Origin of the sequence: Geodermatophilus dictyosporus, assembly GCF_900115505.1 — a bacterium.
Lineage (GTDB): Bacteria > Actinomycetota > Actinomycetes > Mycobacteriales > Geodermatophilaceae > Geodermatophilus > Geodermatophilus dictyosporus.
Window position 1 is genome coordinate 699579 of the sequence record NZ_FOWQ01000001.1, and the last position, 24158, is coordinate 723736.

Sequence of the window (24158 nt, forward strand, 5' to 3'; positions counted from 1 at the left end):
AGGCTCCTCTCACGGGGTGACGACGGGGGCGGTGTCTGAGGTGGTCCCCGGGGCGCTCGCCCTCTCGTCGGCCGGCCCGCCCGTGCGGGCCGGCCGATCCGACCACAGCGGTGCACGCTGTCCCGGAACTGCTGTGGACCTGTCCCGGAACGACGGTGGACGGTGGCGCACGGGCACGCCAGGGGCGAACGGTGGTCAGGATGGTGGTCGAGAGCCGCCCGTGCGACCTGCGTGTCCGTGCCGACCGACGGGGACGTCGACGCCCTCGCGACCCGATCGGGACGCCCGTTCCGCCGTGGCGGCGTGGGCGGCGAGTCGTGCACCCGCCGTCCGCCGCCCTGGCCGGACTCCCACCGGACTCCACCCTGCCCGCCGCGCGGATCTCGCGGTGTCGTCCGTGGCGCGGCGGACGCCGAGGGCCGTCCTCCGCCGCGTTTGACGGCCGGGCCGGGCATGACCATGATGCCCACCGGCACACCGCTCCACGCCCCGCTCTCTCAGCCCCGGAGAGCCGACCCGAGCGCCCCGCATCCCCGACGAGGATCAGCGAGCACCGGTCGTCACCGCGCCGAACGCCCCTCGAGGGGCCCGCGGCCCGCGGGTCAGGCCATGAGGGAAGAGCCATGACGAGTCAGGCACGGCAGTCCGTCTTCCGGCGCATGCCGGTCGAGCAGATGGAGGAGATCGAGCAGCAGAGCGGGGCCGGCGCGCTGGCCAAGAGCCTCGGGCTGTGGCAGCTGACCGCGATCGGTGTCGGCGGCATCATCGGCGTCGGCATCTTCTCCCTCGCCGGGCTGGTGGCGCACGGCGACGAGGACAACCCCGGCGTCGGGCCGGCCGTGCTGATCGCCTTCCTCATCGCCGGTCTGGCGTCGGCGGCTGCGGCGCTGTCCTACGCCGAGTTCGCCGGCATGATCCCGCGAGCGGGCTCGGCCTACACCTACGGGTACGTGGCCCTCGGCGAGGTCATCGGGTGGTTCATCGGCTGGGACCTGCTGCTGGAGTACATCGCCATCGTCGCGGTCGTGGCGATCGGCATCTCCGGCTACCTCGAGGCCTTCCTCGACGGGTTCGGGCTCACCCTGCCGACGTCGATCACGGCGTCCGCCGAGGAAGGCGGTGTCGTCAACGTCCCGGCCATCGTGATCTGCCTGCTGGTCACCTTCATCCTCAGCCGCGGCACGAAGGCCTTCGGCCGGTTCGAGCTGATCGCCGTGGCCATCAAGATCGTGCTCATCCTGTTCATCATCGGGCTGGGCATCTTCTACATCGACACCGCCAACTACGACCCGTTCCTGCCGGCCGGGTTCGGCCCGGTGCTCACCGGCGCGGCCACCGTCTTCTTCGCGGTCTTCGGCTACGACGCCATGAGCACCGCCGCCGAGGAGGCCGAGGACGGCAAGCAGCACATGCCCAAGGCGATCATCCTGTCGCTGGTCATCGCGATGACGCTCTACGTGGCCGCGACCCTGGTGCTCACCGGCATGCAGAACTACCAGGACATCGACCCGACCGCCGGCTTCGCCTCGGCCTTCACCAGCGTCGGGCTGCCGGTCATCGCCACGATCATCTCCGTCTTCGCGGTGCTGTCGATCCTGACCGTGATGCTGACCTTCCTGCTCGGCGTCACCCGGGTGTGGTTCTCCATGAGCCGCGACGGGCTGCTGCCCCCGTGGTTCGCCAAGGTCGACCGGACCGGCACCCCGCAGCGGGTCACCTGGATCGCCGGCGTGGCCTCCGCCCTGCTCGCCGGAGTCTTCCCGATCCGCGCGGTGGCGGACCTGACCAACATCGGCATCCTGTCCGCGTTCATCGTCGTGTGCGCCGCGGTCATCCTGTTCCGCTACACCCAGCCCGACACCCCCCGCTCCTTCCGGCTGCCCCTCATGCCCTTCGTCCCCGCGTTCGGGGTCCTGTCGTCGCTGTTCCTGATCTGGCAACTGCCCTGGGAGACCTGGGCGCGCTTCGGCGTCTGGCTCCTCATCGGGTTCGCCATCTACTTCGCCTACGGCCGCAGGCACTCGCTGCTGAACCCCGACAGTCCGCACCACCGACCCCAGCCGACCTCACCCCCTGACGGACCAGGACGCCGCTGACCCGAACGCGGTAGGCGGCCGGCCGTCGAGGCACGCCCGGACGGTGCCTGCGTCCCCGGCCGTGCCGATCCCCTGCACGGTCAGGTCGGTCGGCGCCGCCGGCCGCGGCAGCGTGGTGGTCGTCCGGTCGAAGACGCCGTCCTCCTCGACGTCCCACTCGAAGCCGGTCATCGACGAACGGGCGGCCTGCGACCGGGAGGCGTCGACGGTGACCTGCTCCCCCGGCCGGCCGTAGCAGCGGTCGTGCGGCCGGGGCCCGGTGGGGTCCCGGCCGCACGACCGCGCTCGCTCAGGGAGTCGGGCTGCTCCCGTCCCCGCGCTCGCCCTCGTCGACCGGGATCTCGTCGATCACGGCGTCCTCGTCCGGCTCACCGGGTGGGGTGCCCTGCGGAGCCGGGCGGGTCGGGGCCACCGCACCGTCGGGGTGGGCCAGCGCCTCGCCGAACAGCGTCATACAGGCGATCCGGTAGACGTCGACGTCGTCGAACCGGTCGGGGAGCCGCTCGTCGACGACGTCGGCGGCCAGCCCGGCCGACCGGGCGACGACCCCGCCGGTCAGGTCGGCCGTGCCCGTCCAGGCGACGCCGAAGGCGAGTTCCTGGCCGAACTGGTCGGGTGCGGCGGTGAACGGGGCGGTGCCTCGCCCGTAGCGGCCGTCGAGGGCGTTCTGCGGCACCTCCGGGTCCTCGACCCCGACGACCTCCGCACCGGGGTTGACGTCGATCGTCCCCACGGCCGCCGGCGTCTCCTCGTCGACGACGTAGGCGTGGGCCTGGATGCCGCCGGCGTCGCCGTCGGCGGCGGTGAGCACCGTCGTCGCCGGGTCCTGCTCGAGGAAGTCCTGCGCGACGCCGCGACGAGACCGAGGGCGAGACGGACTGCCTCCAGGCGGGTCGGGATCGCCGACCTCGCCGTCCACAGGTGCCCAGGACCCGCAGGTGCTGCAAGCGCGGTCGAGGAGCCGCCGGGCCACCGGGCGGACGCGGTCGGTCGCCGGGACCCCGGCCACCTGCGCGGCGCGGTCCATCGTCCACGTCCGCGCCGGGGTGGCCGGCGGTCGGCCGATGGTGGTCGAGCCACCCTCAAGACGGTCAGGGGCCGTTCCGGATCTGTCCCGAGACGGTCCCTGAGCTGCGGTTGCCGGGGGGAGTCATGGTCGAGCTCGGCCGCGGACGGCGGTGCACCGGCCGACTCATCTCGTCGTCGTCGACCTCCGCACCTGCCCCTCGGTGCCGCGAGCCGGTCGGCGATCCAGCCCTGGGGTGTCCACAGCTCCCGGTCGGTGAGAATCCGTCCGGGCGCACGGACCTCCCGGGCCGAGGGCCGGGCCTCAGGCGCGCCGGACCACCGGAGGTTCGCCGGTGCTCCCCCGGTTGACCCCCACCAGCCCGCGGGTGCGCGGCTCCCCGCCGTAGGCGGCGTGGATCCGCGGGCCTGCGGCGCGCAGGCCACCGTCGACCGTGACCTCCTCACCGGTGACGAATCGTGCCGCGTCGCCGACCAAGAAGGCGATGACCTCGGCGACGTCCTCGGGAGTGCCCAGGTCCGGCCAGGGCTGCGCCTCGCGCATGACCGCTCGGGCCGTGTCCACGTCGGACCCGATGAGCGGCGTGACGATCAGTCCCGGACAGACGGTGTTCACCCGGATCCGGTCGCCGGCCAGCTCCGCCGCGGCCACCCGGCCGAGGTTGACCACCGCGGCCTTGGCCGCCGAGTACGCCTGAGGTCCGGCTCCTGCGCTGAACGCGGCCACCGAAGCCGTGTTGACGATGGACCCGCCGCGTCCGGCTGCCCGCATCTCACGGGCACCGTGCTTGATCCCGAGGAACACACTGCGCACGAGAACAGCGAAGGTGTAGTCCCAGTCCTCGACCGCGATGTCGGTCAGGGCGCCGAAGGCGCCGCCGACTCCGGCGTTGTTCACGACGCAGTCGATCCGGCCGAACTCCGTCACACAGGCCGCCACGGCTCCGGCGACGTCAGCTTCCTCCGACACGTCGGCGCGGACGAAGCTGACCCGCCCGCCGAACTCCTCCCGCAACTCCTCTGCCACCTGCGCGCCGTTCCCACTGTGGAGATCGGCCAAGACCACCTGCCACTCCTCGGCGAGCAGCCTCGCCGCCGTCGCGCGGCCGATGCCACTGGCGCCGCCGGTGACCAGGGCAGCACGGCTCGCGGTGCTCATCAACGGGTGATCCGATGGCCGGTGGGCACGATGTCCTCCTGCAACCGACGCTGGTCCGGTCCGTCGGACGACCGTACTGTCGGGCCGGCTCACCAGCCCACCGCGGTCACGCAGGCGGACCGAGGCGAGGAACGGTCGGCCGGTCGCCGCACACTGACCGGACCCGTTGCTGCCGTCCGCAGCCGACTCAGGATCGGCTGACGGCGGTCGAACTCCCTCGAGAAGCGGTCAGGGGCCGTTCCGGATCTCTCCGGACACGGCCCCTGAGCTGCGGTTTCCCGCTGTCGGGCTGACAGGATTTGAACCTGCGACCCCTTGACCCCCAGTCAAGTGCGCTACCAAGCTGCGCTACAGCCCGAGCGCCGGGCGGCTCGCACCGCCCGATCGCTGCTCCAGGAGGCTACCGCACCCGCTCGCCCCGACCGCGCGGTGGTCAGGCCGGCACGGTGTCCCGGTCGGCGGCCAGCACCTCGCGCAGCCGGGCCGCGAACGCCGCGACGTCGGCCGGCGGGCCGTAGGGCGAGTCGAGGAAGCTGCCGTGGTCGCCCGGGAACACGACCGGCTCGACGCCCAGTGCCGCGGCCACGGCGAGGCCGCCGCGGTGGGCGAGCTGGCCGGCCGAGCCCTCCCCGACCGCGGGCACGATCCGGGTCGGCGCGGCACGCAGTGCCGGGACGTCGTGTTCGTGCGCGTTGCACGTCATGAGGTTCTGGGCGAGCAGCACGTCGTCGCGCGAGCCGTCGTCCTCGGCGGGCAGGCCGAAGGCGGCGGGGTCGGCGGCCGGCTGCCGGCCGAAGTCCTCGGTGAGCGGCCCCTGGTGCACCACGAGCCGGATGAACTCGGCCATCCCGGCGCCGGCGCCGCTGCGCCGGTAGGTGTCGTGCACGTGCCGGCAGGCGGCCAGCGCGGCCTCCCGGTCGGGCAGCAGCCGCGACGCGGGCGGCTCGTGCGCGACGAGGGTGCGCACCTGCCCGGGGTGCCGGGCCACCCACACCAGCGCGTTGACCGCTCCCCCGCTGCTCGCCAGCACGTCCACCGGCCCGCCGCCGACCGCCTCGGCCACCCGCGACAGGTCGTCGGCGTGCTCCTCGGGCGTGGAGGTGGCCGCGCCGTCGGTGCGCCGGCTGCGCTCGGCGCCGCGCGGGTCGTAGGTGACCACCGTCCGGTCGGGGAAGTGCGACGCGAGCGAGGCGAAGCCGGAGGCGCCCATCGGCGAGCCGACGAGCAGCAGCGGCGGCCCGTCGCCGGTGCCGGGCCGGACGTCGTAGGTGACGACGGCGCCGGCCGTCTCGAGGGTGTGCGTCTGCGGTGCGGTCATGCACGGGTAGACGCCGCGCGCGGGCGGGACTCATCGGTGTCGAGGTCGACCACCCGCCACCGCCCGTCGAGCGCCGCGGCGTCGTGGGTCACCAGCAGGACGGCGCGCGGGTCGCGGGCGAGCAGGTCGACCACGCGGGCCGACAGCGCGGGGTCCAGGTGCGCGGTCGGCTCGTCGAGCAGCAGCACGTCGGCCGGGCTGAGCAGGGCGCGCGCCAGCCCGACCCGCGCCCGCTCGCCCGCCGACAGGCGCTCGCCGGCCTCCCCCACCCAGCCGTCCAGCCCCGGTGCGGCGGCCAGGTGCCCGAGCCCGACGTCGTCGAGCGCGGCGAGCAGCTCGGCGTCGGTGGCGTCGTGCCGGCCCAGGCGCAGGTTGCCGGCCAGCGTGCCGCCGAGCAGCTGCGGCGCCTGCGCGGCCCAGGCCAGCCGCGACCGGACGCCGTCCAGCGGCAGGTCGCGCAGGTCGGTGCCGCCGAGGGTGACCCGGCCGGCGTCGGGGTCACGCGCCCGCAGCGCCAGGTCGAGCACGGTGCTCTTGCCCGCGCCGCTGGCCCCGGTCAGCGCCACCTTGGCGCCGTCGGCGACGGCGAGGTCGAGGCCGGCAACGGCCGGCTCCCCGCTGCCGGGGTAGCGCAGCGTGACGCCCTCCAGGCGCAGCGCCGACCCCGGCGGCAGCGGCGCCGGCTCCTCCGGGTCGGTCACCGCGGGCCGCTGCTCCCCCAGCGCCCGCACCCGGCCGGCGGCCGCGCGGATGCCGCCGGCGACGCTCCACGCGACGCCCAGCCCGCCCACGGCCTCGAACGCCCCCAGCACCCCGAGCGCGCACGCCGCGAGCAGCAGCACGTCGGTGGTCCCCGCGGCGACGTCGGTCCCGACCAGCCAGAGCGCGGCGACCAGGCCCAGCCCGGGCACGCCCTCCCGGCACAGCGTCGTGGCCGCGGCCAGCCGGGCGGCGGCCCGCTCGGCCTCCTCCTGCCGGTCGAGGTGGCCCTCCAGCGCGCGCAGCGCCGTCGCCCCGCCGTCCCCGCCGAGGTGGTCGGCCAGGCCGCGCACCAGGTCGAGGGTGTCGGCGGCGACGGCGGCGTCGGCCCGGGCCGCGGCCACCGCGGCGCGCCGTCCGGCCCGGGCCGCGCCCGCCGGGACGGCGACGCCCAGCACCAGCAGCAGCCCGGCCAGGACCAGCGCGGTGGCCGGCGAGACCAGCGCCGTGAACCCGACCGCGACCGCGCCGGCGACGACGGCCACCCCCGTGGGCACGACCAGCCGGGCGACCACGCCCTGCAGCTCGTCGACGTCGGTGCGCACCCGCGACAGCAGCTCCCCGCCGCGCACGCCGCTCAGCGCGGCCGGCGCCAGCGGGGTCAGCCGCTCGAGCAGCCGCCCGCGCACCCGGGCCACCAGCCGCAGGGTGACGTCGTGGGTGACCAGCCGCTCGGTGTAGCGCAGCGTGGCGCGGGCGACGCCGAAGAACCGCACCCCGGTGATCAGCGGCATGAGCACCAGCAGCGTCGAGGGCCGCTGCGACGCGCCGGTGATCAGCGCGCCGGACGTCGCCAGCAGGCCCGCACCGCACAGCACGGTGAGCGCGCCCAGGACGACCGCCAGCGCCGTCCGCGGGCCGCGCACCAGCGCGAGCAGCTCGCTCACCGGGGCACCGCCGGCAGCGCCAGGGCGCCGTCGGCCAGGGCCACGACCCGGTCGTGCAGCGCCAGCGGAGCGGTCCGGTGGGTGACGGTGACGACGGTGCGCCCGGCCGCGGCCTCGTCGAGCGCGGCCAGCACCGCCTGCTCGGTGGCCTCGTCGAGCTGGCCGGTGGGCTCGTCGAGCACCAGCAGGGCGGCGTCCTTGACCAGCGCGCGGGCCAGCGCCAGCCGCACGCGCTCGCCACCGGAGAGCCGGGCGGCGTCCTCGCCCAGCGGCGTGGCGGTCCCCTGCGGCAGCCGGTGCACCACGTCGAGCAGCCCAGCCCGCGCCAGGGCCCGCTCCACCTCGGCGTCGGTGGCACCCGGCCGGCCCAGGCGCACGTTGTCGGCGACGCTGCCCGGCAGCAGGAACGGCCGCTCGGGCACGTGCGCCACCCGGGCGCGCCACGCGGCGGGGTCGAGCTCGGTCAGCGGCACGCCGTCGACGAGGACGGCGCCCTCGTCGGGGACGGCGAAGCCGAGCAGCAGCCGCACCAGGGTGGTCTTGCCCGCACCGCTCGGGCCCACCAGCGCGGTGCGCGACAGCGGGGGCAGGTCGAGGTCGACGCCGTCGAGGGCCGCCCGCCCGCCGTGGCGCAGGGTGACGCCGCGCAGGGCCACGTGCGGCACGCCCGCGGGCACCGGGCGGCTGCCGGAGGCCGGCTCGGGGGCGTCGAGCAGCGCGAACACCCGCTCGGCGGCCGGCTGCCCCTCCAGGCTGGCGTGCCGGTCGGCACCCAGGGCGCGCAGCGGCGCGAAGAACTCCGGTGTCAGCAGCAGCACCAGCAGCGCCCGCTGCAGGCTCAGGTGGCCCTCGAACAGCCGCACGCCCACGGTGACCGCGACCAGCGCCGTGCACAGCACCGCGCCGAACTCGAGCACGAAGCCCGACAGGAACGCCGTCCGCAGCACCCGCATGGTGCTCCCCCGGTGGGCCTCGCTGACGTCGGTGAGCCACCGCGCGCTCGACCGCGCCCGCCCGTAGGCCACCAGCGTGGACAGCACCCGCAGCGTGTCGGCCAGCGACGCCCCCAGCCGGGCCAGCGTCTCCCACTGGGCGCGCGCGGCGCGGGCGGCGAGCGTGCCGGTGAGCCACAGGAACAGCAGCACCAGCGGGCCGGTGAGCAGCAGGATGAGCGCGGACGCGGGGTCGAGCACCAGCACCGTCGCCGCCACCAGCGGTGGGACGACGGCGGCCGTCGTCGCCCCGGGCAGCAGCCGGCCGACGACGCCGTCGAGCCGGCCGACCCCCTCGGTGACCGTGGTGACCAGCTCGCCGTCCTGCTGCGCGCCGGCGTGCGCCGGGCCGAGGGCGACCAGCTTGCGCAGCAGCGCCCCGCGCAGCCGGCGGCGGACCCGCGCCGAGGTGCGGGCCACCGCCCGGTCGCGGACGGCGAGCACCCCGGCCCGCGCCAGCCACGCCGCCACCACCCCGCCGAGGGTGCCGGCGAGCCCGGCGGGATCAGCGCCGTCGACGACCGCGGCGACGAAGGCGGCGACCAGCGCCCACTGCACGACCAGCAGCGCCCAGGTGAGCACGCCGGCGCCCGCGCACAGGGCCACCGAGCGGCGGACGCCGGGCACCGTGAGCAGCCGCCCGGCCGGACCCCGGGGCATCAGTAGCCGTGCTTGAGCGAGCCCTCGTCGGGACGGACGCGCTCACGGAAGACGTAGTAGTTCCAGATCTGGTAGCCGATGATCAGCGGCAGGAAGATCCCGCCCACCCAGGTCATCAGCACCAGCGTGTACTGCTGGCTGGCCGTCTCCTCCAGCGTCAGGCCGAAGTCGGGGTCGAGCGTGGAGGGCAGCACCTCGCCCCGGGTGAACAGCGCGATGAACACCGTCACGGTGGCGAAGAGGATGGTCAGGCCGCTCATCGTGAAGGCGAGGGTGTCGCGGCGGCGGGACAGCGCCAGCCAGATGCTGGCCAGGGTCAGGAACGCCGCGACCGGGAAGAACCAGGGCAGCACGCCGAAGCTCTCGAACAGGCCCTCGGTCACGTAACCCATGACGACGAACCCGACGACCGCCACCGTGGCAAGCGCGCCCCAGCGCAGCGCGGCCCGGCGGGCGCGGTCGTAGAGCACGGTGTCGGTGTGCAGGCGCAGCAGCAGGAAGTTGGCGCCGTGCAGCATGAACAGCAGCAGCGTGGTGGCCCCGCCGAGCAGCGAGAAGGGCGTGAACATCTCCAGCAGGCCGCCCTGCACCCGCCCCTCGCGGTTGACCGGCATGCCCTCGATGAGCTTGGCCATGATCACGCCCCACAGGAACGAGGGGACGACGCTGCCGGCGAAGGACATCCAGTCCCAGAAGGCCCGCCAGCGCTCGCTGTCGACCTGGTTGCGGTACTCGAAGGACACCCCGCGCAGCAGCAGCGCCAGCAGGATGGCGACGAACAGCGGGTACATGCCGCTGAACACCGCGCCGTACCAGACCGGGAAGGTGGAGAACATCAGCCCGGCGGCGGCGATCACCCAGACCTCGTTGCCGTCCCAGAACGGCCCGATGGTGCCGGTCAGCGCCCGCTCCTCGGGCTCGGTGCGGGCGAGCGTGGGCCGCAGGATGTCGACGCCGAAGTCGAAGCCCTCGAGGAAGAAGTAGAGGGTGAAGGTGAGCGCGATCAGCCAGAACCACAGGGTGACCAGGTCCACCGTCAGTTCCTCCTCTCGTACCCCTGCAAGCCCACGCCCTCGTAGTCCGGCGCGGGCGCCGCGACCAGCTGCGCCTCGGGCTTGCGGTGGATGCCGGCGCGGGCGGTGACGCTGAGCAGGTAGATGTCCAGGCCGATGAGGGCCAGGTACACCACCCACAGCCCGACCAGCCCGGCGAGCACCTCACCGAAGGTGTTGGGGCTGACGCCCTCCTCCACGGTGAGCAGGCCGTAGACCATGAACGGCTGGCGGCCCATCTCGGTGACGATCCAGCCGGTGAAGTTGGCGATCCAGGGCAGCGGGATGAACAGCACCAGCGCCCGCAGGAACCAGCGGGTCTCCTCCAGGCCCCGCTTGCGCCGCCACCAGAGGAACAGCCCGAGGAACGCCGTGGCGAGCAGCAGCGAGCCGATGGCGACCATGATCCGGAACGACCAGTACACCCAGGCCACGGGCGGGATGTAGTCGCCCTCGCCGTAGAGCTCCTGGTACTCCTCGTTGAGCGGGATCAGCCCCTCGTAGCGGCCCTCGAAGCTGTTGTAGGCCAGCACGGACCCGACGATGGGGATCTCGACGTTGAACGAGTTCTCCTGCGCCTCCTCGTCGATGAACGCGACCAGCGACCACGGCGCCGGGGAGTCCGACGTCTCCCACTGGGCCTCCATCGCCGCGAACTTCATCGGCTGGTCCTCGCGTGCCACCTGGGCCTCGGTGTGCCCGCTGACGACGGAGAACACGGTGCCGATGGCGGCGAAGACCAGCCCGATGCGCAGCGAGGCGGAGTAGACGTCGGTGTCCTGCCGGCGCAGCAGGTGGTAGGCGCTGATGCCGAGGACGAAGAAGGCGGCGACCACCCAGGCGCTGCCCTGCACGTGGGCGAAGTACAGCCAGGCCTTGTAGTTGAAGACGACGGCGCCGAAGTCGGTGAGCCGGGCCTGGCCCTCGACGACCTCGTAGCCGACGGGGTGGTGCATCCAGGCGTTGGCCAGCACGATCCAGAACGCGCTGATCTGCGTGCCGATGGCGACCAGCCAGATGCTGCCCAGCCGCATCCAGGGCTTGAGCCGGTCCTTGCCGAACCACCACAGCCCGATGAAGGTGCTCTCGAGGAAGAACGCCATGAGCACCTCGAGCGCCAGCGGGACGCCGAAGATGTTGCCGACGAAGTCGGAGTACTCGCTCCAGTTCATCCCGAACTGGAACTCCTGCACGATCCCGGTCACCACGCCGACGGCGAAGTTGATGAGGAAGAGGTGACCGAAGAAGTTGGTCATCTTCTCGTAGACGTGCCGCCGGTCCTCGCGGACGTAGGCGATCGTCTCCATCACCGCGATGAGGAACGCCAGGCCCACCGTCAGCGAGACGAAGAAGAAGTGGAAGATGCTGGTCGAGGCGAACTGGAACCTGCTGAGCTCGACCACGTCCACGTGCGCACCACCTCGTCCGGGAGCCAGGCAGGGGCGCGCGCGGGTCTGGCGCGGGCCGGGCGCCCTCAGGGTTGCACGCAACTAGCTGAGGTGCACCGCGAGCCGGACGGGGCGCCGCGGGGGTGCGACGGGCTGCCGGGCCGCCGACGTGCCAGGCTCCCGGGATGGCCTTCGACCTGCACCGTGCCGACGGCGAGGTGATCCGCTACGAGGACGGCGCCCGCTTCAGCTTCACCGCCACCGGGCACCTCGTCGTCTACGACACCCGGGGCAACAAGACCCTCTACAGCCACCACAGCTGGGACCGCATCGAGGAGCCGGTGCCGCCGCCGCGGACCTGACCCGCGGCGGCGGCCGGACTCAGCCGCGGGGGCGCTCGCGACCCTCCCGGACCTTGACCGAGATGTCGATGGGCGTCCCGGCGAAGCCGAAGCGCTCGCGCAGCTTGCGCTCGAGGAAGCGCCGGTAGCCGGCCTCGAGGAAGCCGGTGGAGAAGACGACGAACCGGGGCGGCCGGACGTCGGCCTGCGTCACGTACTTGATCTTCGGGGCGCGGCCGCCGCGGGCCGGGGGCGGCGTCTCCTGCACCAGCTGGCGGACGTAGGCGTTGAGCTCCGCCGTCGGCACCCGGGTCTCCCAGGAGGCGATGGCGGCGCGCAGGTGGTCGGCGAGCCTGCCGACGCCGCGGCCGCTGGCCGCCGAGATGTTCACCCGGCTGGCCCACCGGACGCGGGCGAGGTCGCGCTCGACCTCCCTCTCCAGCTGGGCGTGCCGGTCCTCGTCGAGGGTGTCCCACTTGTTGACGGCGATGACCAGCGCGCGGCCGGCCTCGACGACCTGGGTGATCACCCGCTGGTCCTGCTCGCTGATCACCTCGTCGGCGGCGAGCAGCACGACGGCCACCTCGGCGGCCTGGATCGCGGCCTCGGTGCGCAGGCTGGCGTAGTACTCGGTCCCGCTGGCGGTGGTGACCTTGCGGCGCAGGCCGGCGGTGTCGACGAAGCGCCACTCCTCCCCGCCCAGCGTGATGATCGAGTCGACCGGGTCCACGGTGGTGCCGGCGACGGAGTCGACGACGGAGCGCTCCTCCTTGGCCAGCCGGTTGAGCAGGCTGGACTTGCCCACGTTGGGCCGGCCGACCAGCGCCACCCGCCGGGGGCCGCCCTCCTCCGGCTCGCCCCGCGGCGCCTCGGGCAGCGCGTCGAGCACCAGGTCGAGCAGGTCGCCCGAGCCGCGGCCGTGCAGCGCGCTCACCGGCTGCGGCTCGCCGAGGCCCAGCGACCACAGCTCGGCGGCGTTGGCCTCGCTGCGCTCGTCGTCGACCTTGTTCGCCACGACGATGACCGGCTGCTCGCTGCGCCGCAGGATCCGCGCGGCGGCCAGGTCGGTGTCGGTCGCCCCGACGGTGCTGTCGACGACGAGCACGATGACGTCGGCGGTGCGCATCGCGTGCTCGGCCTGCCGGCTGATCGACGCGCCCAGCCCCTCGGCCCGGGGGTCCCAGCCGCCGGTGTCGGTGACGGTGAACCGCCGGCCGTTCCACAGCGCCTCGTAGGAGATGCGGTCGCGGGTCACGCCCGGGACGTCCTGCACCACCGCCGCGCGGCGGCCCAGGATCCGGTTGACCAGCGTCGACTTGCCCACGTTGGGCCGGCCCACGACCGCCACCACCGGCAGCGGGCCGCCGGTGCCCTCCTCGGTCACGACCGCACCTCCACTGCCGAGCGGGCCAGCTCTACCACGCGGTCCACCACCTGTTCCCGACCGAGGTCGGTGCTGTCGACGACCACCGCGTCGGCGGCCGGCCGCAAAGGGCTGTCCGCCCTGCTGCTGTCGTACTCGTCCCGGCGGCGGAGGTCGGCGGCGAGCTCGGCGACCTCGTCGGCCGTGGTGAGCCCCAGCTGGGCGGCGCGCCGCTGGGCGCGCGCCTCCGGCGCGGCGGTCAGGTAGACCTTCACGGTCGCGTCGGGCAGCACCACGGTGCCGATGTCGCGCCCCTCGACGACGACGGCGTCGGCCGCGGCCACCAGCGAGCGCTGCTGGTCGACCAGCTGCCGCCGCACCGCGGGCACCGCCGAGACCGCCGAGACGGCGCGGGTCACCTCGGCGCCGCGGATGCGCACCGCGACGTCGGTGCCGTCGACCTCCACCCGCTCGGTGTCGGCGTGCGTCCCCACCTCGATGCGCGCGCCGGCCACCACCCGGGCCACCGCCTCGGCGTCCTCGGGGTCGACCCCGGCGTCGAGGACGGCGACGGTGGCGGCGCGGTACATCGCACCGGTGTCGAGGTAGGCCGCGCCCAGCCGGGCGGCGACCGCCCGCGCGACGCTGGACTTGCCCGTCCCCGACGGGCCGTCGAGGGTCACCTGCCCGTGGAACTCCCGCTCGCTCACTGCGCGATCACTGCGCGCAGTGGTCTCCGCTCGCCGGCGCTCGCTCACTGCGCGATGTCCCGTCGCAGCGCCACGGCACCCCGCAGGTACACGTGGTGGATCTCGGTGCGCGGCCGGTCGGTCTCCACGTGCGCCATCAGCCGCAGCACCCGCGGCAGCGCGTGCGGGACGCCGATCTCCGTGGCGCACATCAGCGGGACGTCGCCCATGCCGAGCTCGCGGGCGGCCAGCGCGGGGAACTCCGAGACCAGGTCGGGGGTCGCGGTGAACAGGATGCTGATGATGTCGTCGTGGTCGAGGCCGTTGCGCTCGACCACCGTGCTCACGAGCTCGCGGGTGGCCTCGAGCACCTGGTCGCGGTCGTCGGCGTCCACCTGTGTCGCGCCCCGGATGGCCCGTACGGCCACTGCACCCTCCTCGGTCGGTCCCGGCTCCCGTCCCTGGGGTGCCCGGTCGAGTCTAGGTACCCCGTGCCAGCCGCCTCCCCCGCCCGGATCGCCCGCCGTGCGGAGTGGCCGAGGAGTTGGGGACAACGGGTGCCGCTCAGAGCGGGCGGATGCCCCAGGTCGACGTCGTCGACTCGCCGGGAGCCAGCCGGCGGACGCCCACTCCGGTGCGGAACGCGTCGGGCGGGCAGGTCATCGGCTCCACGGCCAGTCCGCGGCGACGCCGGGACGCCGGTTCGACGACGTCGCCGGTGAAGACCTGCAGCCAGCCGTAGGAGGCGTCCAGCCAGAGGACGGCGCCACGGCCGCTCGCGTCGACCAGCCGCACCTCGGCGGTGCCGTCGGCGTCCCGCGCGAGGTCGGTGAGGCAGTCGTCCAGGCGCAGGTCGCCGATCCGGCGGCCCGCCCGGAGGTCGTGGGGCGTCCCCTCGACCGGCTCGGTGCCCACGGGCAGCAGCCGGTCGTCGGGGGTGACGCGGGTGGCGGCCGGCACGGTGAGCGCGCAGTCGTCGAGCAGCCCCTCCCCCGCCGCGAGGTAGGGGTGGTGGCCCTCGCCGTAGGGCAGCGCGCGGTCGCCCTCGTTGGTCGCGGTGGTGGTCACGCGCAGCCCCTCCGCGGAGAGCTCGTAGCCGACCCGCAGCCGCAGGGCGAACGGGTAGCCCGGCTGCGGGTGCAGCAGGTGCTCGAGCACCACCGAGTCGTCGCTGCGGGCCAGCAGCCGCCAGGCGACGAAGCGGACGAGGCCGTGGATCGCCGTCCCCCGCTCCGGCTCGGTCACCGGCGTGCGGAGCTCCTGCCCGTCCCAGGACCAGACGCCGTTCCCGAGCCGGTTGGGCCAGGGCGCGAGCACGTGCCCGCGGACGTCGGGCGCCATCTCGCCGGCGGCGTAGCCGTCGAGCACCGCGCGGCCGCCCGCGGAGTAGGTGCGCAGGCCGCCGCCCACCTCGACGACGACGGCCTCGGCGTCACCGGCGCGCAGGACGTGCTGCTCGCCGGTGGGCAGCACGCTCACCCGGGGCGCTCACCGTCTGCAGCAGCGCGGTCGGCGGTGAGGTCGCGGACCTCGGCGTAGCGCTCGCGGACGGCGGGGACCGGATCGGCCTCGTAGGTCTCGGTGCTGGTGGCCGGCCACACCGGCGGGGTGTCGCCGCCGGCGAGCACCCAGGCGGCCTGCCGGGCGGCGCCGTCGGCGACGTACTCCCCCGGCGGCGGCACCAGGACCGGCACCCCGAGGACGGCGGGCGCGAGCCGGCGGACGGCCTCCGAGCGGGCGCCGCCGCCGACCAGGAGCACCCGGCGCACCGGGTTGCCCTGGGCGGCGATGGCCTCCAGCCCGTCGGCGAGGCCGCACAGCAGCCCCTCGACGGCGGCGCGGGCGAGGTGCGCCGGGGTGGCGGTGGCCAGGGTCAGGCCGTGCACCGCCCCGGTGGAGCGCGGCCGGTCCGGGGTCCGCTCGCCCTCCAGGTAGGGCACCAGCACCAGGCCGCCGGCACCGGCCGGCGCGGAGAGCGCCAGCCGGGACAGCTCCGCGTGGTCGACGCCGAGCAGCCGCGCGGTGGCGTCGAGCACCCGCGCGGCGTTGAGGGTGACGACCAGCGGCAGGAAGTTGCCGGTGGCGTCGGCGAACCCGGCCACCGTGCCCGACGGGTCGGCGCTCGGCGTGGTGGACACGGTGGAGACCACGCCGGAGGTGCCGATGGACAGGACCACGTCGCCGGGCTCGGCGCTGATGCCCAGCGCCGCGGCGGCGTTGTCGCCGGTGCCTGGGCCGAGCACCGCGCCGCCGCCGGCGACCGTGCCGGCCCGCTCCGCCGGAGCGAGCACCCGCGGCAACACCGGCGTGCGGCCGAAGGCCCGCTCGAGCAGGTCGGGCCGGTAGGACTCCTGAGCCGGCGACCAGTAGCCGGTGCCGCTGGCGTCGCCGCGGTCGGTGACGAGGGCGTCGAGGCCCGGCGCGCCGGCCAGCTGCCAGGTGAGCCAGTCGTGCGGCAGGCACACCGCCGCCGTCCGCGCCGCGTTGGCCGGCTCGGCCTCGGCCAGCCAGCGCAGCTTGGTGACGGTGAAGGAGGCCACCGGCACCAGGCCGACGGCGTCGGCCCATGCCTGCGGGCCGCCGAGCTCGGCGGTGAGGTCGGTCGCCGCCTGCGCGGAGCGGGTGTCGTTCCACAGCAGCGCGTCGCGCACGACCCGGCCGTCGGAGTCGAGGCAGACCATCCCGTGCTGCTGCCCGCCGACGGCGACCGCGGCGACGTCGTCGAGGCCACCGGCCTCGGCGAGCGCCGTCCGCAGCGCCGCCTCCCAGGCGGCCGGGTCGACCTCGGTGCCCTCCGGGTGCGGCGCCCGGCCCTCTCGGACCAGGGCGCCGCTGCCGGCGTCCCGCACCACGACCTTGCACGACTGGGTCGACGAGTCGACCCCGGCCACCAGTGTCATCGTCGGGCGTCCGGCTGGCTCAGCGGGCGCCGAGCAGGTGCTCGAGAGCCAGCTGGTCGACACGCACGACCCCGGCCCCGCGCTGGGCGACGGTGTCCGCGTCGAAGTCCTCGAACGCCGAGCGGTCGGTCAGCAGGTCCTCGAAGGTCTCGCCCTCGGCCAGGGTCGGCTGCCGGAGCTCCGGGACGCGGGCGGCGGCGAGCGCCTCCTGCACCTCGGGGTCGGCGCGGAAGGCCGCGGCCCGCTCCTTGAGCAGCAGGTAGGTGCGCATGTTGGCCGCCGCCGAGCGCCAGACGCCGTCCATGTCCTCGGTGCGCAGCGGCTTGTAGTCGAAGTGCCGCGGGCCGTCGTAGGACGGGCCGCCCTGCGGGCCGCCGTTCTCCAGCAGGTCGACGGTGCTGAAGGCCTGCAGCAGGTCGCCGTGGCCGAACACCAGGTCCTGGTCGAACTTGGGCCCGTGCTGGCCGTTGAGGTCGATGTGGAAGAGCTTGCCCAGCCAGATCGCCTCGGCGATGCCGTGGGTGAAGTTCAGGTTCGACATCTGCTCGTGGCCGACCTCGGGGTTGATGCCGACGAGGTGGGCGTGGTCGAGCTTGGAGATGAAGGCGATGGCGTGCCCGACGGTGGGCAGGAAGATGTCGCCGCGCGGCTCGTTGGGCTTGGGCTCCAGCGCGAAGCGCAGGCCGTAGCCGCGGGCCTCGGAGTAGGCAGCCAGGGTGTCGATCGCCTCGGCGTAGCGGTCCAGCGCGGCGAGGAGGTCCTTGGCGGTGTCGACCTCGGTGCCCTCGCGTCCGCCCCACAGCACGTAGGTCTGCGCGCCCAGCTCGGCGGCGAGGTCCATGTTGCGCATGACCTTGCGCATCGCGTAGCGGCGGACCTCGCGGTCGTTGGCGGTGAGGCCGCCCTCCTTGAAGACCGGGTGGGTGAACAGGTTGGTGGTGACCATCGGCACGACCAGGCCGGTCTCGTCCAGCGCGGCGCGGAAGCGCTTGATGTGCTCGTCCCGCGCGGTGGTCTCGCTGCCGAAGGGGATCACGTCGTCGTCGTGGAAGGTGACGCCGTAGGCGCCCATCTCGGCGAGCCGGTGCACCGACTCGACGACGTCGACGGCCGACCGGGTGGCCTCGCCGAACGGGTCGCGGCCCGGCCAGCCGACCGTCCACAGGCCGAACGTGAACTTGTCCTCGCGGGTGGGCTGGGGTGTGGACATGGGGTTCCTCTCTCGGGCGGTGCGGTGCGGGGTGGAGCGGGGCTGTGCGGTCAGTGGAGGGAGACGGCCGTCCAGGAGACCGGGGGCAGGCTGACGCTGAGCCTGCCCCCGATCAAAGCCGCTCGGGGGTTCGGCCGCAGCCGGACCCGGTCCTGGCGGTCGCTGGTGTTCGCCGCGTGCGGGTCCGGGTCGGAGAGCGTCAGGACCTCCTCGATCGTGCGCACGCCCAGCGGTGCGAGGTCGACGGTGACCTCCGCCTCCTCCGTCTGCGAGCGGTTCACGAGGAAGAGCGCGGCCACGCCGTCGTCGGCCGTGGCAGCGGCGTCGACGACGGGCACCTCGCCGTGCTCGGCGGTGTCGTAGCCCGGGCAGTCGACGCCCACCCGGAGGGCGACGCCGCGCGCCAGGCGGGAGGTGGCGGCGAACGGGAAGAACGTCGACCGGCGCCACGCCGGGCCTCGCGGCTCGGCCGCGATCGGGGCGATCACGTTGACCAGCTGGGCGATCGAGGCGCTGGTCACCCGGTCCGCGTGGCGGATCAGCGACATGAGCAGGTTCCCGACGACGACGCCGTCGGCCACGGTGTAGGGGTCCTCGCTGATGGCCGGCGCCAGCGGCCAGTCGTCGATGCGCCTCGCCAGGCCGGCCGGCACCCGGGACAGGTACCAGACGTTCCACTCGTCGAAGGAGACGTTGATCGTCCTGGGGCTCCTGCGCACGGCCTTCACGTGGTCGGCGGTGGCGACGACCGTCTCGATGAAGCGGTCCATGTCCGTCGCGGAGGCGAGGAAGGAGCCGAGGTCGCCGTCCTTCTCCTCGTAGTACGCGTGGCAGGAGAGGTAGTCCACGTCGTCGTAGGCGTGGGTGAGGACGGTCCGCTCCCACTCGCCGAAGGTCGGCATGGCCGCCCCCGACGACCCGCAGGCGACCAGCTCGAGACCCGGGTCGACCTGGCGCATGGCCTTCGCCGTCCGGGCGGCGAGCCGGCCGTAGTCCTCCGCGGACATCTGGCCGAGCTGCCACGGACCGTCCATCTCGTTGCCGAGGCACCACATCCGCACGTCGAACGGCTGCCGGCGCCCGTTGCGGATCCGCTGCTCGGCGAGGGTCGTGCCGGAGGGCACGTTCGCGTACTCGAGCAGGTCCAGCGCCTCGAGGGTGCCGCGGGTACCGAGGTTGACGGCCAGCATGAGCTCGGCGCCGACCTGCTCCAGCCACGAGGCGAACTCGTGCAGCCCGACCTCGTTGGTCTCCGTGCTGTGCCACGCGAGGTTGAGCCGCACGGGGCGCTGGTCGCGCGGCCCGACGCTGTCCTCCCACCGGAACCCGGATACGAAGTTGCCGCCGGGGTAGCGGACCGTCGTCACCCCCATCTCCTTGACGAGGTCGACGACGTCCCGGCGGAAGCCGTCCCGGTCCGCCTCCGGGTGGCCCGGCTCGTGGATGCCGCCGTACACGCCGCGTCCCATGTGCTCGACGAAGGCGCCGAACAGCCGGCGGGACACCGGGCCCACCGGTCGCGCCGGGTCGATGGTCAGGCGGGCGCGCACCATCAGACGTCCCGCTCCCCGAGCCGGCCGCGGAGCCAGGCGAGCTGCGCACGCTGGTGGTGCGCCTCCCCGCCCTCGTGGTCGTCGAACGGGTAGACCTCGATCTCCTTGGGGCCGCCGTAGGCGTGGTAGGCCGCGAAGACCGTCGACGGCGGGCAGGTCTCGTCCATGAGGGCGACGGAGAACAGCGCCGGGGCCGACGACCTGCGACCGAGGACCGCGCCGTCGAAGTAGGCGAGCGTCCGGAAGACGCGGTCCACCTGGTCGCGGTGGGCCCTCAGGTACCGCACGACCTCGCCGTACGGGTCGCCGGGAGCGGTGCGCGTGGCCCGCGGGAAGTCGCAGAGGAACGGCACGTCGGGCATGACCGCCCGCACGCCGGGAGCGAGCGCCGAGACGGCCAGCGCGATGCCGCCGCCCTGGCTGGCCCCGGTCACCGCGACCCGGTCGCCGTCGACCCCGGGGTGGCTGCGCAGCACCTCGAGGGCCCTCGTCGCGTCGGTGTAGACCCGCCGGTAGTAGTAGTCCTGCGGCGACAGCACGCCCCGGGTCAGGAACCCCGGCTGCGCGGCGGCGGAGCCCACCGGGTCGCCGGTGTCCCCCACGGTCCAGCCGCTGCCCTGCCCGCGCGTGTCGACGACGAGCTGCGCGAAGCCCGCCGACGCCCAGAGGACGTGCTCGTGGGGCAGTCCCCGTCCGCCGTTGTAGCCCTGGAACTGGACGACCCCGGGCAGTGGGCCGTCCCCGCGCACGGCGCGGGCGGGCAGGTGCAACCAGGCGCGGACCGGGTCCCCGCCGAAGCCGGCGAAGGACACGTCCTGGGTCTCGACGGTCACCAGCCCGCTGTCGACCGGCGTGCACGACACGTCCAGCGGCCGCTCGCCCGCCTCGGCCAGGGTCGCCGCCCAGAAGTCCCAGAGGTCGTCCGGAGCGGGGAGGTCCGGGTGGTAGCGCCGGAGGTCCTCCAGCGGGAGGTCGGCCTGCGGCATCAGTCCCCGCTCCGCTGGACGGCGCTCTCCGGGTGCAGCCGGCGCTCGGACCCGACCGCGCGGCGGCTCCCGCTGAGCGTGAACGGCAGCACCTCCCGCACGTCGGCGCTCGAGGCGCCCACCCGGAGCTCCACCTCCCCCGGCTCGACGATCCGCGCGCCGTCCCGTCCGGTGTAGGAGGTGAGGTCGGCGTGCAGGGTGAACCGCACGGTGGCGGCAGACCCGGGCGCGAGGTCGACCCGCCGGGCGGCGACCAGGGCCTGCACGGGCCGGACCACCTCGGCGGCGGGGTCGTGCAGGTAGACCTGGACGACCTCGCTGACCTCGTGGTGGGTGTCGTTGCGCAGCTCGACCTCCACCTCGGCGGTGCCGTCGGTGTCCCACTCCGGTCCGCCGACCGCGCGGACCCCAGCCCAGGTCGCCGAGCCGTACCCCAGCCCGTGCCCGAAGGGGAACAGCGGGGTCGGGTCCACCATGCTGACGTCGGTGCGCCGGCCCAGGGCCGCCGCGAGGTAGGTCCCCGGCTGGCTGCTGTCCGCGCGCGGGAAGCTCACCGGCAGCCGGCCCAACGGGGACACCCGCCCGCTGAGGACGTCGGCGACCGCGGGCCCCCCCTCCTCGCCGGGGAAGAACCCGCACACCACCGCGGCGAGCCGGTCGACCTGGCGGGACAGCTCGTAGGGCCGGCCCACGAGCAGCACGAGCACGACGGGGGTGCCCGTCGCCAGGAGGGCCTCCAGCAGCTCCTCCTGGCGGCCGGGGAGCCGGAGGTCCACGGCGTCGCAGCCCTCCCCCGACGTGCCGTTGCCGAACAGGCCCGCCTGGTCGCCGAGGACGGCGACGCACACGTCGGCGTCGGCCGCGGCTCGCACGGCCGCCTCGATGCCCTCGTCGTCGCCGCCCAGCACCGGGCAGCCCTCGGCGACGACGACGTCGAACGCGGCGGGGTCCGCCCGCAGCGCGTCGGCGAGCGTGGGGATGTCGACGCCCACGGGCACCTCGGGGTGGTGCACGCCGACGTGCATCGGGAAGGAGTAGCAGCCGAGCACCGCCTGCGCGGTGTCGGCGCGGGGCCCGACCACCGCCAGGCGCAGGCCGGGCCGCAGGGGCAGCGTCCCGTCGTTGGCGAGCAGGACGACCGAGCGGCGGGCGAGGTCCCCGGCGACGGCACGGGACTCCGCGGGGTCGAGGGTGACCTCGCCGTCGAGGACCGCCGGCGCGTCCGGCGACCAGTCGGGGTCGAGCAGGCCGAGCTCGCACTTCTGCAGCAGCACCCGGCGCAGCGCCCGGTCCACCAGGCCCTCGTCCACGGCTCCGCTGCGCACCGCCTCGACCAGCGGCGCGCCGTAGCAGTTCACGGTGGGCAGTTCCACGTCGATGCCCGCCTCCAGGGCCCGCGCGGCCGCCTCCGCCGGTGAGGCGGCCACGCCGTGCAGGGTCTGGAGGAAGGCGATCGAGAAGTAGTCGGCGACCACCGTGCCGGTGAAGCCGTAGGTCTCCCGCAGCAGGGAGGTGAGCAGCGCCGGGTCGGCCGCCGACGGCACGCCGTCGATGTCGGTGTAGGAGTTCATCACCGACCGGGCACCTGCCCGCAGCGCCATCTCGAACGGCGGGAGGAAGACGTCGGCGATCTCCCGGGGGCCGGCGGAGACCGGCGCGAGGTTGCGCCCGGCGCGGGAGGCGGAGTAGCCGACGAAGTGCTTGAGCGTGGCGACGACGCCGCTGGACTCCAGGCCGCGGACGTAGGCGCTGCCGATGGTGCCCACCAGGTGCGGGTCCTCGCCCATGGTCTCCTCGACCCGTCCCCAGCGCAGGTCGCGGGCGACGTCGAGGACCGGGGCGAGCCCCTGGTGGACGCCGAGCCGGCGCATGCTCGCCCCGATGAGCGCGCCCATCCGCTCCACGAGGTCCGGGTCGAAGCTGGCCGCCCAGCACAGCGGCGACGGGAAGACGGTCGCCGTCCACGCGGCGAGACCGGTGAGGCACTCCTCGTGCACCAGCGCGGGGATCCCGAAGCGGCCGGCCGCCACGATCTGCCGCTGGCTCTCCGCCAGGCCCTTGGCCCCCACCAGCGGGTCGACGGGCGCGGTCCCGAACGGCCGGGTCAGCTGCCCCAGCCCGCTGCGGACGAGCCCGTCCCAGTCCACGGGCGCCGCGGCCATGTCGTGCTGGTGCGGCGCCACCTCGCCCTCGGTCTCGTCGATGCCGACCCAGACGCCGTACAGCTGGGCGACCTTCTCCTCCAGCGACATGCGGGGGATGAGGTCCGCCACCCTGTCCTCGGCGGGGACGGCGGGGTCGCGCCAGGGGGCCGGCGCGCTGGCCGTGCCGGTCTCGTCGTTGGTGCCCATGCCCTCGGGGGTCCGTCCGATCTCGTCGTGGGGTCTGTGGTGGGGGTCTGTCGTGGTCCGTCGTGGTCCGTCGTGGGGGTGCGGTGCCGCGCCGTCGGCGCGGCGGTCAGGCCAGGGTGACCTCCGGCAGCGGCGCGTCGGGCCGCAGCGTCCAGGACCCGGAGCGGTCCCCGGCCGACACCGCGTAGTCGCCGGCCCACCCGCGCACGGGGACCCGGCCCTCGCCGTCGGTCCGCAGCCTCGTCGGCGCCAGCCACCACTCGCCCTTGACCAGGCCCCGGAGGGCGTCGTAGGCCGGCTTGGGCGTGCCGTCGGCGCGCACCAGCCCGGCGGGAGCGCCCAGCCAGGCGCCCCGGTCGGTGATCCCCCAGTAGGTCACCGCCTGGACCGCGGGGTGGGACATCAGCGTCCGGTAGTGGCGGACGATCTCGTCGGCCTGCCGCTCCTCGCCCTCCGGCGTGGAGGGCCACTCGTCGACCCGGTGGTCGTTGAGGTCCACGATCTCCGGGGGCATCAGGTCCCCGGACACCAGCGTCGTCTCGGTCCAGTGCAGCGGCAGGCCGTAGCGGGCGAACCGCTCCAGGACCTCCTGCGTCCGCTCCTCGCCCCAGTAGCCCTGGTGCATGTGGCTCTGCAGGCCGATCGCGTCCACCTGCACGCCGGCCTCGAGGACGCCCTCGATCAGGCACTCGTACGCCGTCGACAGGTTGAAGTCGTTGAGGACCAGGGTCGTCGTGGGGTCGGCCGCGCGCGCCTCCTCGAAGGCCAGGCGGACGGTCGGGATGCGACCGGTGCGGCGGCACAGCCGGGTGATCGCGTTCTGCCGGTCCTCGTTGGCGAAGACCGGCATGATGACGACCTCGTTGATCGCGTCCCAGGTGTCGACGAGCCCCGCGAAGGACGTGACCTCCCGCCGGACCCGGGCCCGCACGATCTCCTCGACCTCGGGGTCGGGGTGCTCCCGCAGCCAGTCGGGGGCGAGCGTGTGCCAGACCAGCGGGTGGCCCTTGACGGACACGCCCCGGTCGCGGAACCACGCGGCCGCGGCCTGCAGGCGCCGGGTGTCGGGCTGCCCCTGCACCGGCTCGAAGCCGGCCCAGTAGAACGGGAGGGTGGCGGTGTTGAACAGGTCGAGCCACAGGTGCTCGAGCCGCTCGGCGGCCTCGGGGTCGGCGCCGCCGAAGACGTTCTCGCGGGACCCGCCCTGCTCCCCGTTGGCCAGCCCCACGAAGTCGAAGCCGATGTTGCCGAAGGCGACGTCGTGGCGCACCTGCCGGACCAGCACGTCCGTGTCGGCGCAGGGCGAGCCGTCGGCGGAGCGCACGGTCAGCGTGCCGTCGAGGCGGCGGGCGGCGTCGGGCGATGTGGAGCAGGTCACTCCGAAATCGTTATCGACAACGATTGACAGCGCAAGTCCTTGCTGCCACC

Annotated in this window: 19 protein-coding genes and 1 tRNA gene; 2 read left to right on the forward strand and 18 right to left on the reverse strand. The window is 74.6% G+C overall.

Annotated elements, in window-relative coordinates; all coding sequences use genetic code 11:
• Nucleotides 1–623: 623 nt before the first annotated feature.
• Nucleotides 624–2096 carry an amino acid permease gene (locus BMZ33_RS03250; protein ID WP_091107642.1) on the forward strand — a complete coding sequence of 491 codons (1473 nt, stop codon included), beginning with the start codon at nt 624–626 and terminating at the stop codon, nt 2094–2096.
• A gap of 289 nt (nt 2097–2385) precedes the next feature.
• Here the strand turns inward: BMZ33_RS03250 and BMZ33_RS03260 are convergent, their stop codons facing one another.
• From BMZ33_RS03260 to BMZ33_RS03295, 8 genes are all read right to left on the reverse strand, one after another.
• The gene (locus BMZ33_RS03260) at nt 2386–2907 is read right to left on the reverse strand and encodes a hypothetical protein (RefSeq protein WP_091107646.1); all 522 of its coding nucleotides are present in this window, start codon (nt 2905–2907) and stop codon (nt 2386–2388) included.
• A 519-nt stretch (nt 2908–3426) separates the two neighbouring features.
• Nucleotides 3427–4374, reverse strand: coding sequence for an SDR family NAD(P)-dependent oxidoreductase (locus BMZ33_RS03265; RefSeq protein WP_169063826.1), 948 nt, complete (start codon nt 4372–4374; stop codon nt 3427–3429).
• A 191-nt stretch (nt 4375–4565) separates the two neighbouring features.
• Nucleotides 4566–4639, reverse strand: a tRNA-Pro gene (locus BMZ33_RS03270).
• Between the two features lie 75 nt (nt 4640–4714).
• Nucleotides 4715–5599: an alpha/beta fold hydrolase gene (locus BMZ33_RS03275; RefSeq protein WP_091107649.1), complete on the reverse strand. Its 885-nt coding sequence runs from the start codon at nt 5597–5599 to the stop codon at nt 4715–4717.
• Nucleotides 5596–7245 carry a thiol reductant ABC exporter subunit CydC gene (gene cydC / locus BMZ33_RS03280; protein ID WP_091107651.1) on the reverse strand — a complete coding sequence of 550 codons (1650 nt, stop codon included), beginning with the start codon at nt 7243–7245 and terminating at the stop codon, nt 5596–5598. The genes BMZ33_RS03275 and cydC overlap by 4 nt, the downstream gene beginning before the upstream one ends.
• Entirely contained in the window at nt 7242–8897 is a 1656-nt protein-coding gene (cydD, locus tag BMZ33_RS03285) for a thiol reductant ABC exporter subunit CydD (protein ID WP_091107653.1), read from the reverse strand. The genes cydC and cydD overlap by 4 nt, the downstream gene beginning before the upstream one ends.
• Nucleotides 8897–9931, reverse strand: a complete 1035-nt coding sequence (gene cydB, locus BMZ33_RS03290) for a cytochrome d ubiquinol oxidase subunit II (protein ID WP_091107655.1) — start codon at nt 9929–9931, stop codon at nt 8897–8899. The genes cydD and cydB overlap by 1 nt, the downstream gene beginning before the upstream one ends.
• Before the next feature lie 2 nt (nt 9932–9933).
• Complete coding sequence (locus BMZ33_RS03295; protein WP_091107657.1) at nt 9934–11358, reverse strand: cytochrome ubiquinol oxidase subunit I; 1425 nt, start codon at nt 11356–11358, stop codon at nt 9934–9936.
• 164 nt (nt 11359–11522) lie between these two features.
• Here BMZ33_RS03295 and BMZ33_RS23035 point away from each other — a divergent pair, with 164 nt between their 5' ends.
• Nucleotides 11523–11699, forward strand: a complete 177-nt coding sequence (locus BMZ33_RS23035; RefSeq protein WP_169063827.1) for a hypothetical protein — start codon at nt 11523–11525, stop codon at nt 11697–11699.
• Between the two features lie 19 nt (nt 11700–11718).
• Here BMZ33_RS23035 and der read toward each other — a convergent pair whose 3' ends face one another.
• The 10 genes from der to BMZ33_RS03345 all read right to left on the reverse strand — a co-directional run bounded on the left by der (nt 11719) and on the right by BMZ33_RS03345 (nt 24108).
• Nucleotides 11719–13062, reverse strand: coding sequence for a ribosome biogenesis GTPase Der (der, locus tag BMZ33_RS03300; RefSeq protein WP_091107659.1), 1344 nt, complete (start codon nt 13060–13062; stop codon nt 11719–11721).
• The gene (gene cmk / locus BMZ33_RS03305; protein ID WP_091107662.1) at nt 13059–13751 is read right to left on the reverse strand and encodes a (d)CMP kinase; all 693 of its coding nucleotides are present in this window, start codon (nt 13749–13751) and stop codon (nt 13059–13061) included. Before cmk ends, der begins: the two co-directional genes overlap by 4 nt.
• Nucleotides 13752–13795: 44 nt before the next feature.
• Nucleotides 13796–14158 carry a chorismate mutase gene (aroH, locus tag BMZ33_RS03310; protein ID WP_091107664.1) on the reverse strand — a complete coding sequence of 121 codons (363 nt, stop codon included), beginning with the start codon at nt 14156–14158 and terminating at the stop codon, nt 13796–13798.
• A gap of 136 nt (nt 14159–14294) precedes the next feature.
• On the reverse strand, nt 14295–15209 hold the full coding sequence (locus BMZ33_RS03315; protein ID WP_091107666.1) for an aldose 1-epimerase family protein: 915 nt from the start codon (nt 15207–15209) through the stop codon (nt 14295–14297).
• Nucleotides 15206–16630 carry a xylulokinase gene (xylB, locus tag BMZ33_RS03320; RefSeq protein WP_091107669.1) on the reverse strand — a complete coding sequence of 475 codons (1425 nt, stop codon included), beginning with the start codon at nt 16628–16630 and terminating at the stop codon, nt 15206–15208. Before xylB ends, BMZ33_RS03315 begins: the two co-directional genes overlap by 4 nt.
• A 19-nt stretch (nt 16631–16649) precedes the next feature.
• Nucleotides 16650–17840 (reverse strand): xylose isomerase, encoded by a 1191-nt coding sequence (xylA, locus tag BMZ33_RS03325; RefSeq protein ID WP_091107671.1) that lies wholly within the window; start codon nt 17838–17840, stop codon nt 16650–16652.
• Nucleotides 17841–17890: 50 nt separating this feature from the next.
• Complete coding sequence (arfA, locus tag BMZ33_RS03330; RefSeq protein ID WP_091107673.1) at nt 17891–19393, reverse strand: arabinosylfuranosidase ArfA; 1503 nt, start codon at nt 19391–19393, stop codon at nt 17891–17893.
• Entirely contained in the window at nt 19393–20379 is a 987-nt protein-coding gene (locus BMZ33_RS03335) for an acetylxylan esterase (RefSeq protein ID WP_091107675.1), read from the reverse strand. Before BMZ33_RS03335 ends, arfA begins: the two co-directional genes overlap by 1 nt.
• Complete coding sequence (locus BMZ33_RS03340; RefSeq protein WP_091107677.1) at nt 20379–22730, reverse strand: beta-xylosidase/alpha-l-arabinosidase; 2352 nt, start codon at nt 22728–22730, stop codon at nt 20379–20381. Before BMZ33_RS03340 ends, BMZ33_RS03335 begins: the two co-directional genes overlap by 1 nt.
• A 106-nt stretch (nt 22731–22836) precedes the next feature.
• Nucleotides 22837–24108 (reverse strand): endo-1,4-beta-xylanase, encoded by a 1272-nt coding sequence (locus tag BMZ33_RS03345; RefSeq protein ID WP_091107679.1) that lies wholly within the window; start codon nt 24106–24108, stop codon nt 22837–22839.
• Between the last annotated feature and the right edge of the window lie 50 nt (nt 24109–24158).

Coding starts and splice junctions, on each gene's coding strand:
- BMZ33_RS03340 (WP_091107677.1), bottom strand. CDS start 22,730: ATGGGCACCAACGACGAGACCGGCACGGCCAGCGCGCCGGCCCCCTGG.
- cydD (WP_091107653.1), bottom strand. CDS start 8,897: ATGCCCCGGGGTCCGGCCGGGCGGCTGCTCACGGTGCCCGGCGTCCGC.
- xylB (WP_091107669.1), bottom strand. CDS start 16,630: ATGACACTGGTGGCCGGGGTCGACTCGTCGACCCAGTCGTGCAAGGTC.
- arfA (WP_091107673.1), bottom strand. CDS start 19,393: ATGGTGCGCGCCCGCCTGACCATCGACCCGGCGCGACCGGTGGGCCCG.
- BMZ33_RS03335 (WP_091107675.1), bottom strand. CDS start 20,379: ATGCCGCAGGCCGACCTCCCGCTGGAGGACCTCCGGCGCTACCACCCG.
- xylA (WP_091107671.1), bottom strand. CDS start 17,840: ATGTCCACACCCCAGCCCACCCGCGAGGACAAGTTCACGTTCGGCCTG.
- BMZ33_RS03250 (WP_091107642.1), top strand. CDS start 624: ATGACGAGTCAGGCACGGCAGTCCGTCTTCCGGCGCATGCCGGTCGAG.
- BMZ33_RS03275 (WP_091107649.1), bottom strand. CDS start 5,599: ATGACCGCACCGCAGACGCACACCCTCGAGACGGCCGGCGCCGTCGTC.
- BMZ33_RS23035 (WP_169063827.1), top strand. CDS start 11,523: ATGGCCTTCGACCTGCACCGTGCCGACGGCGAGGTGATCCGCTACGAG.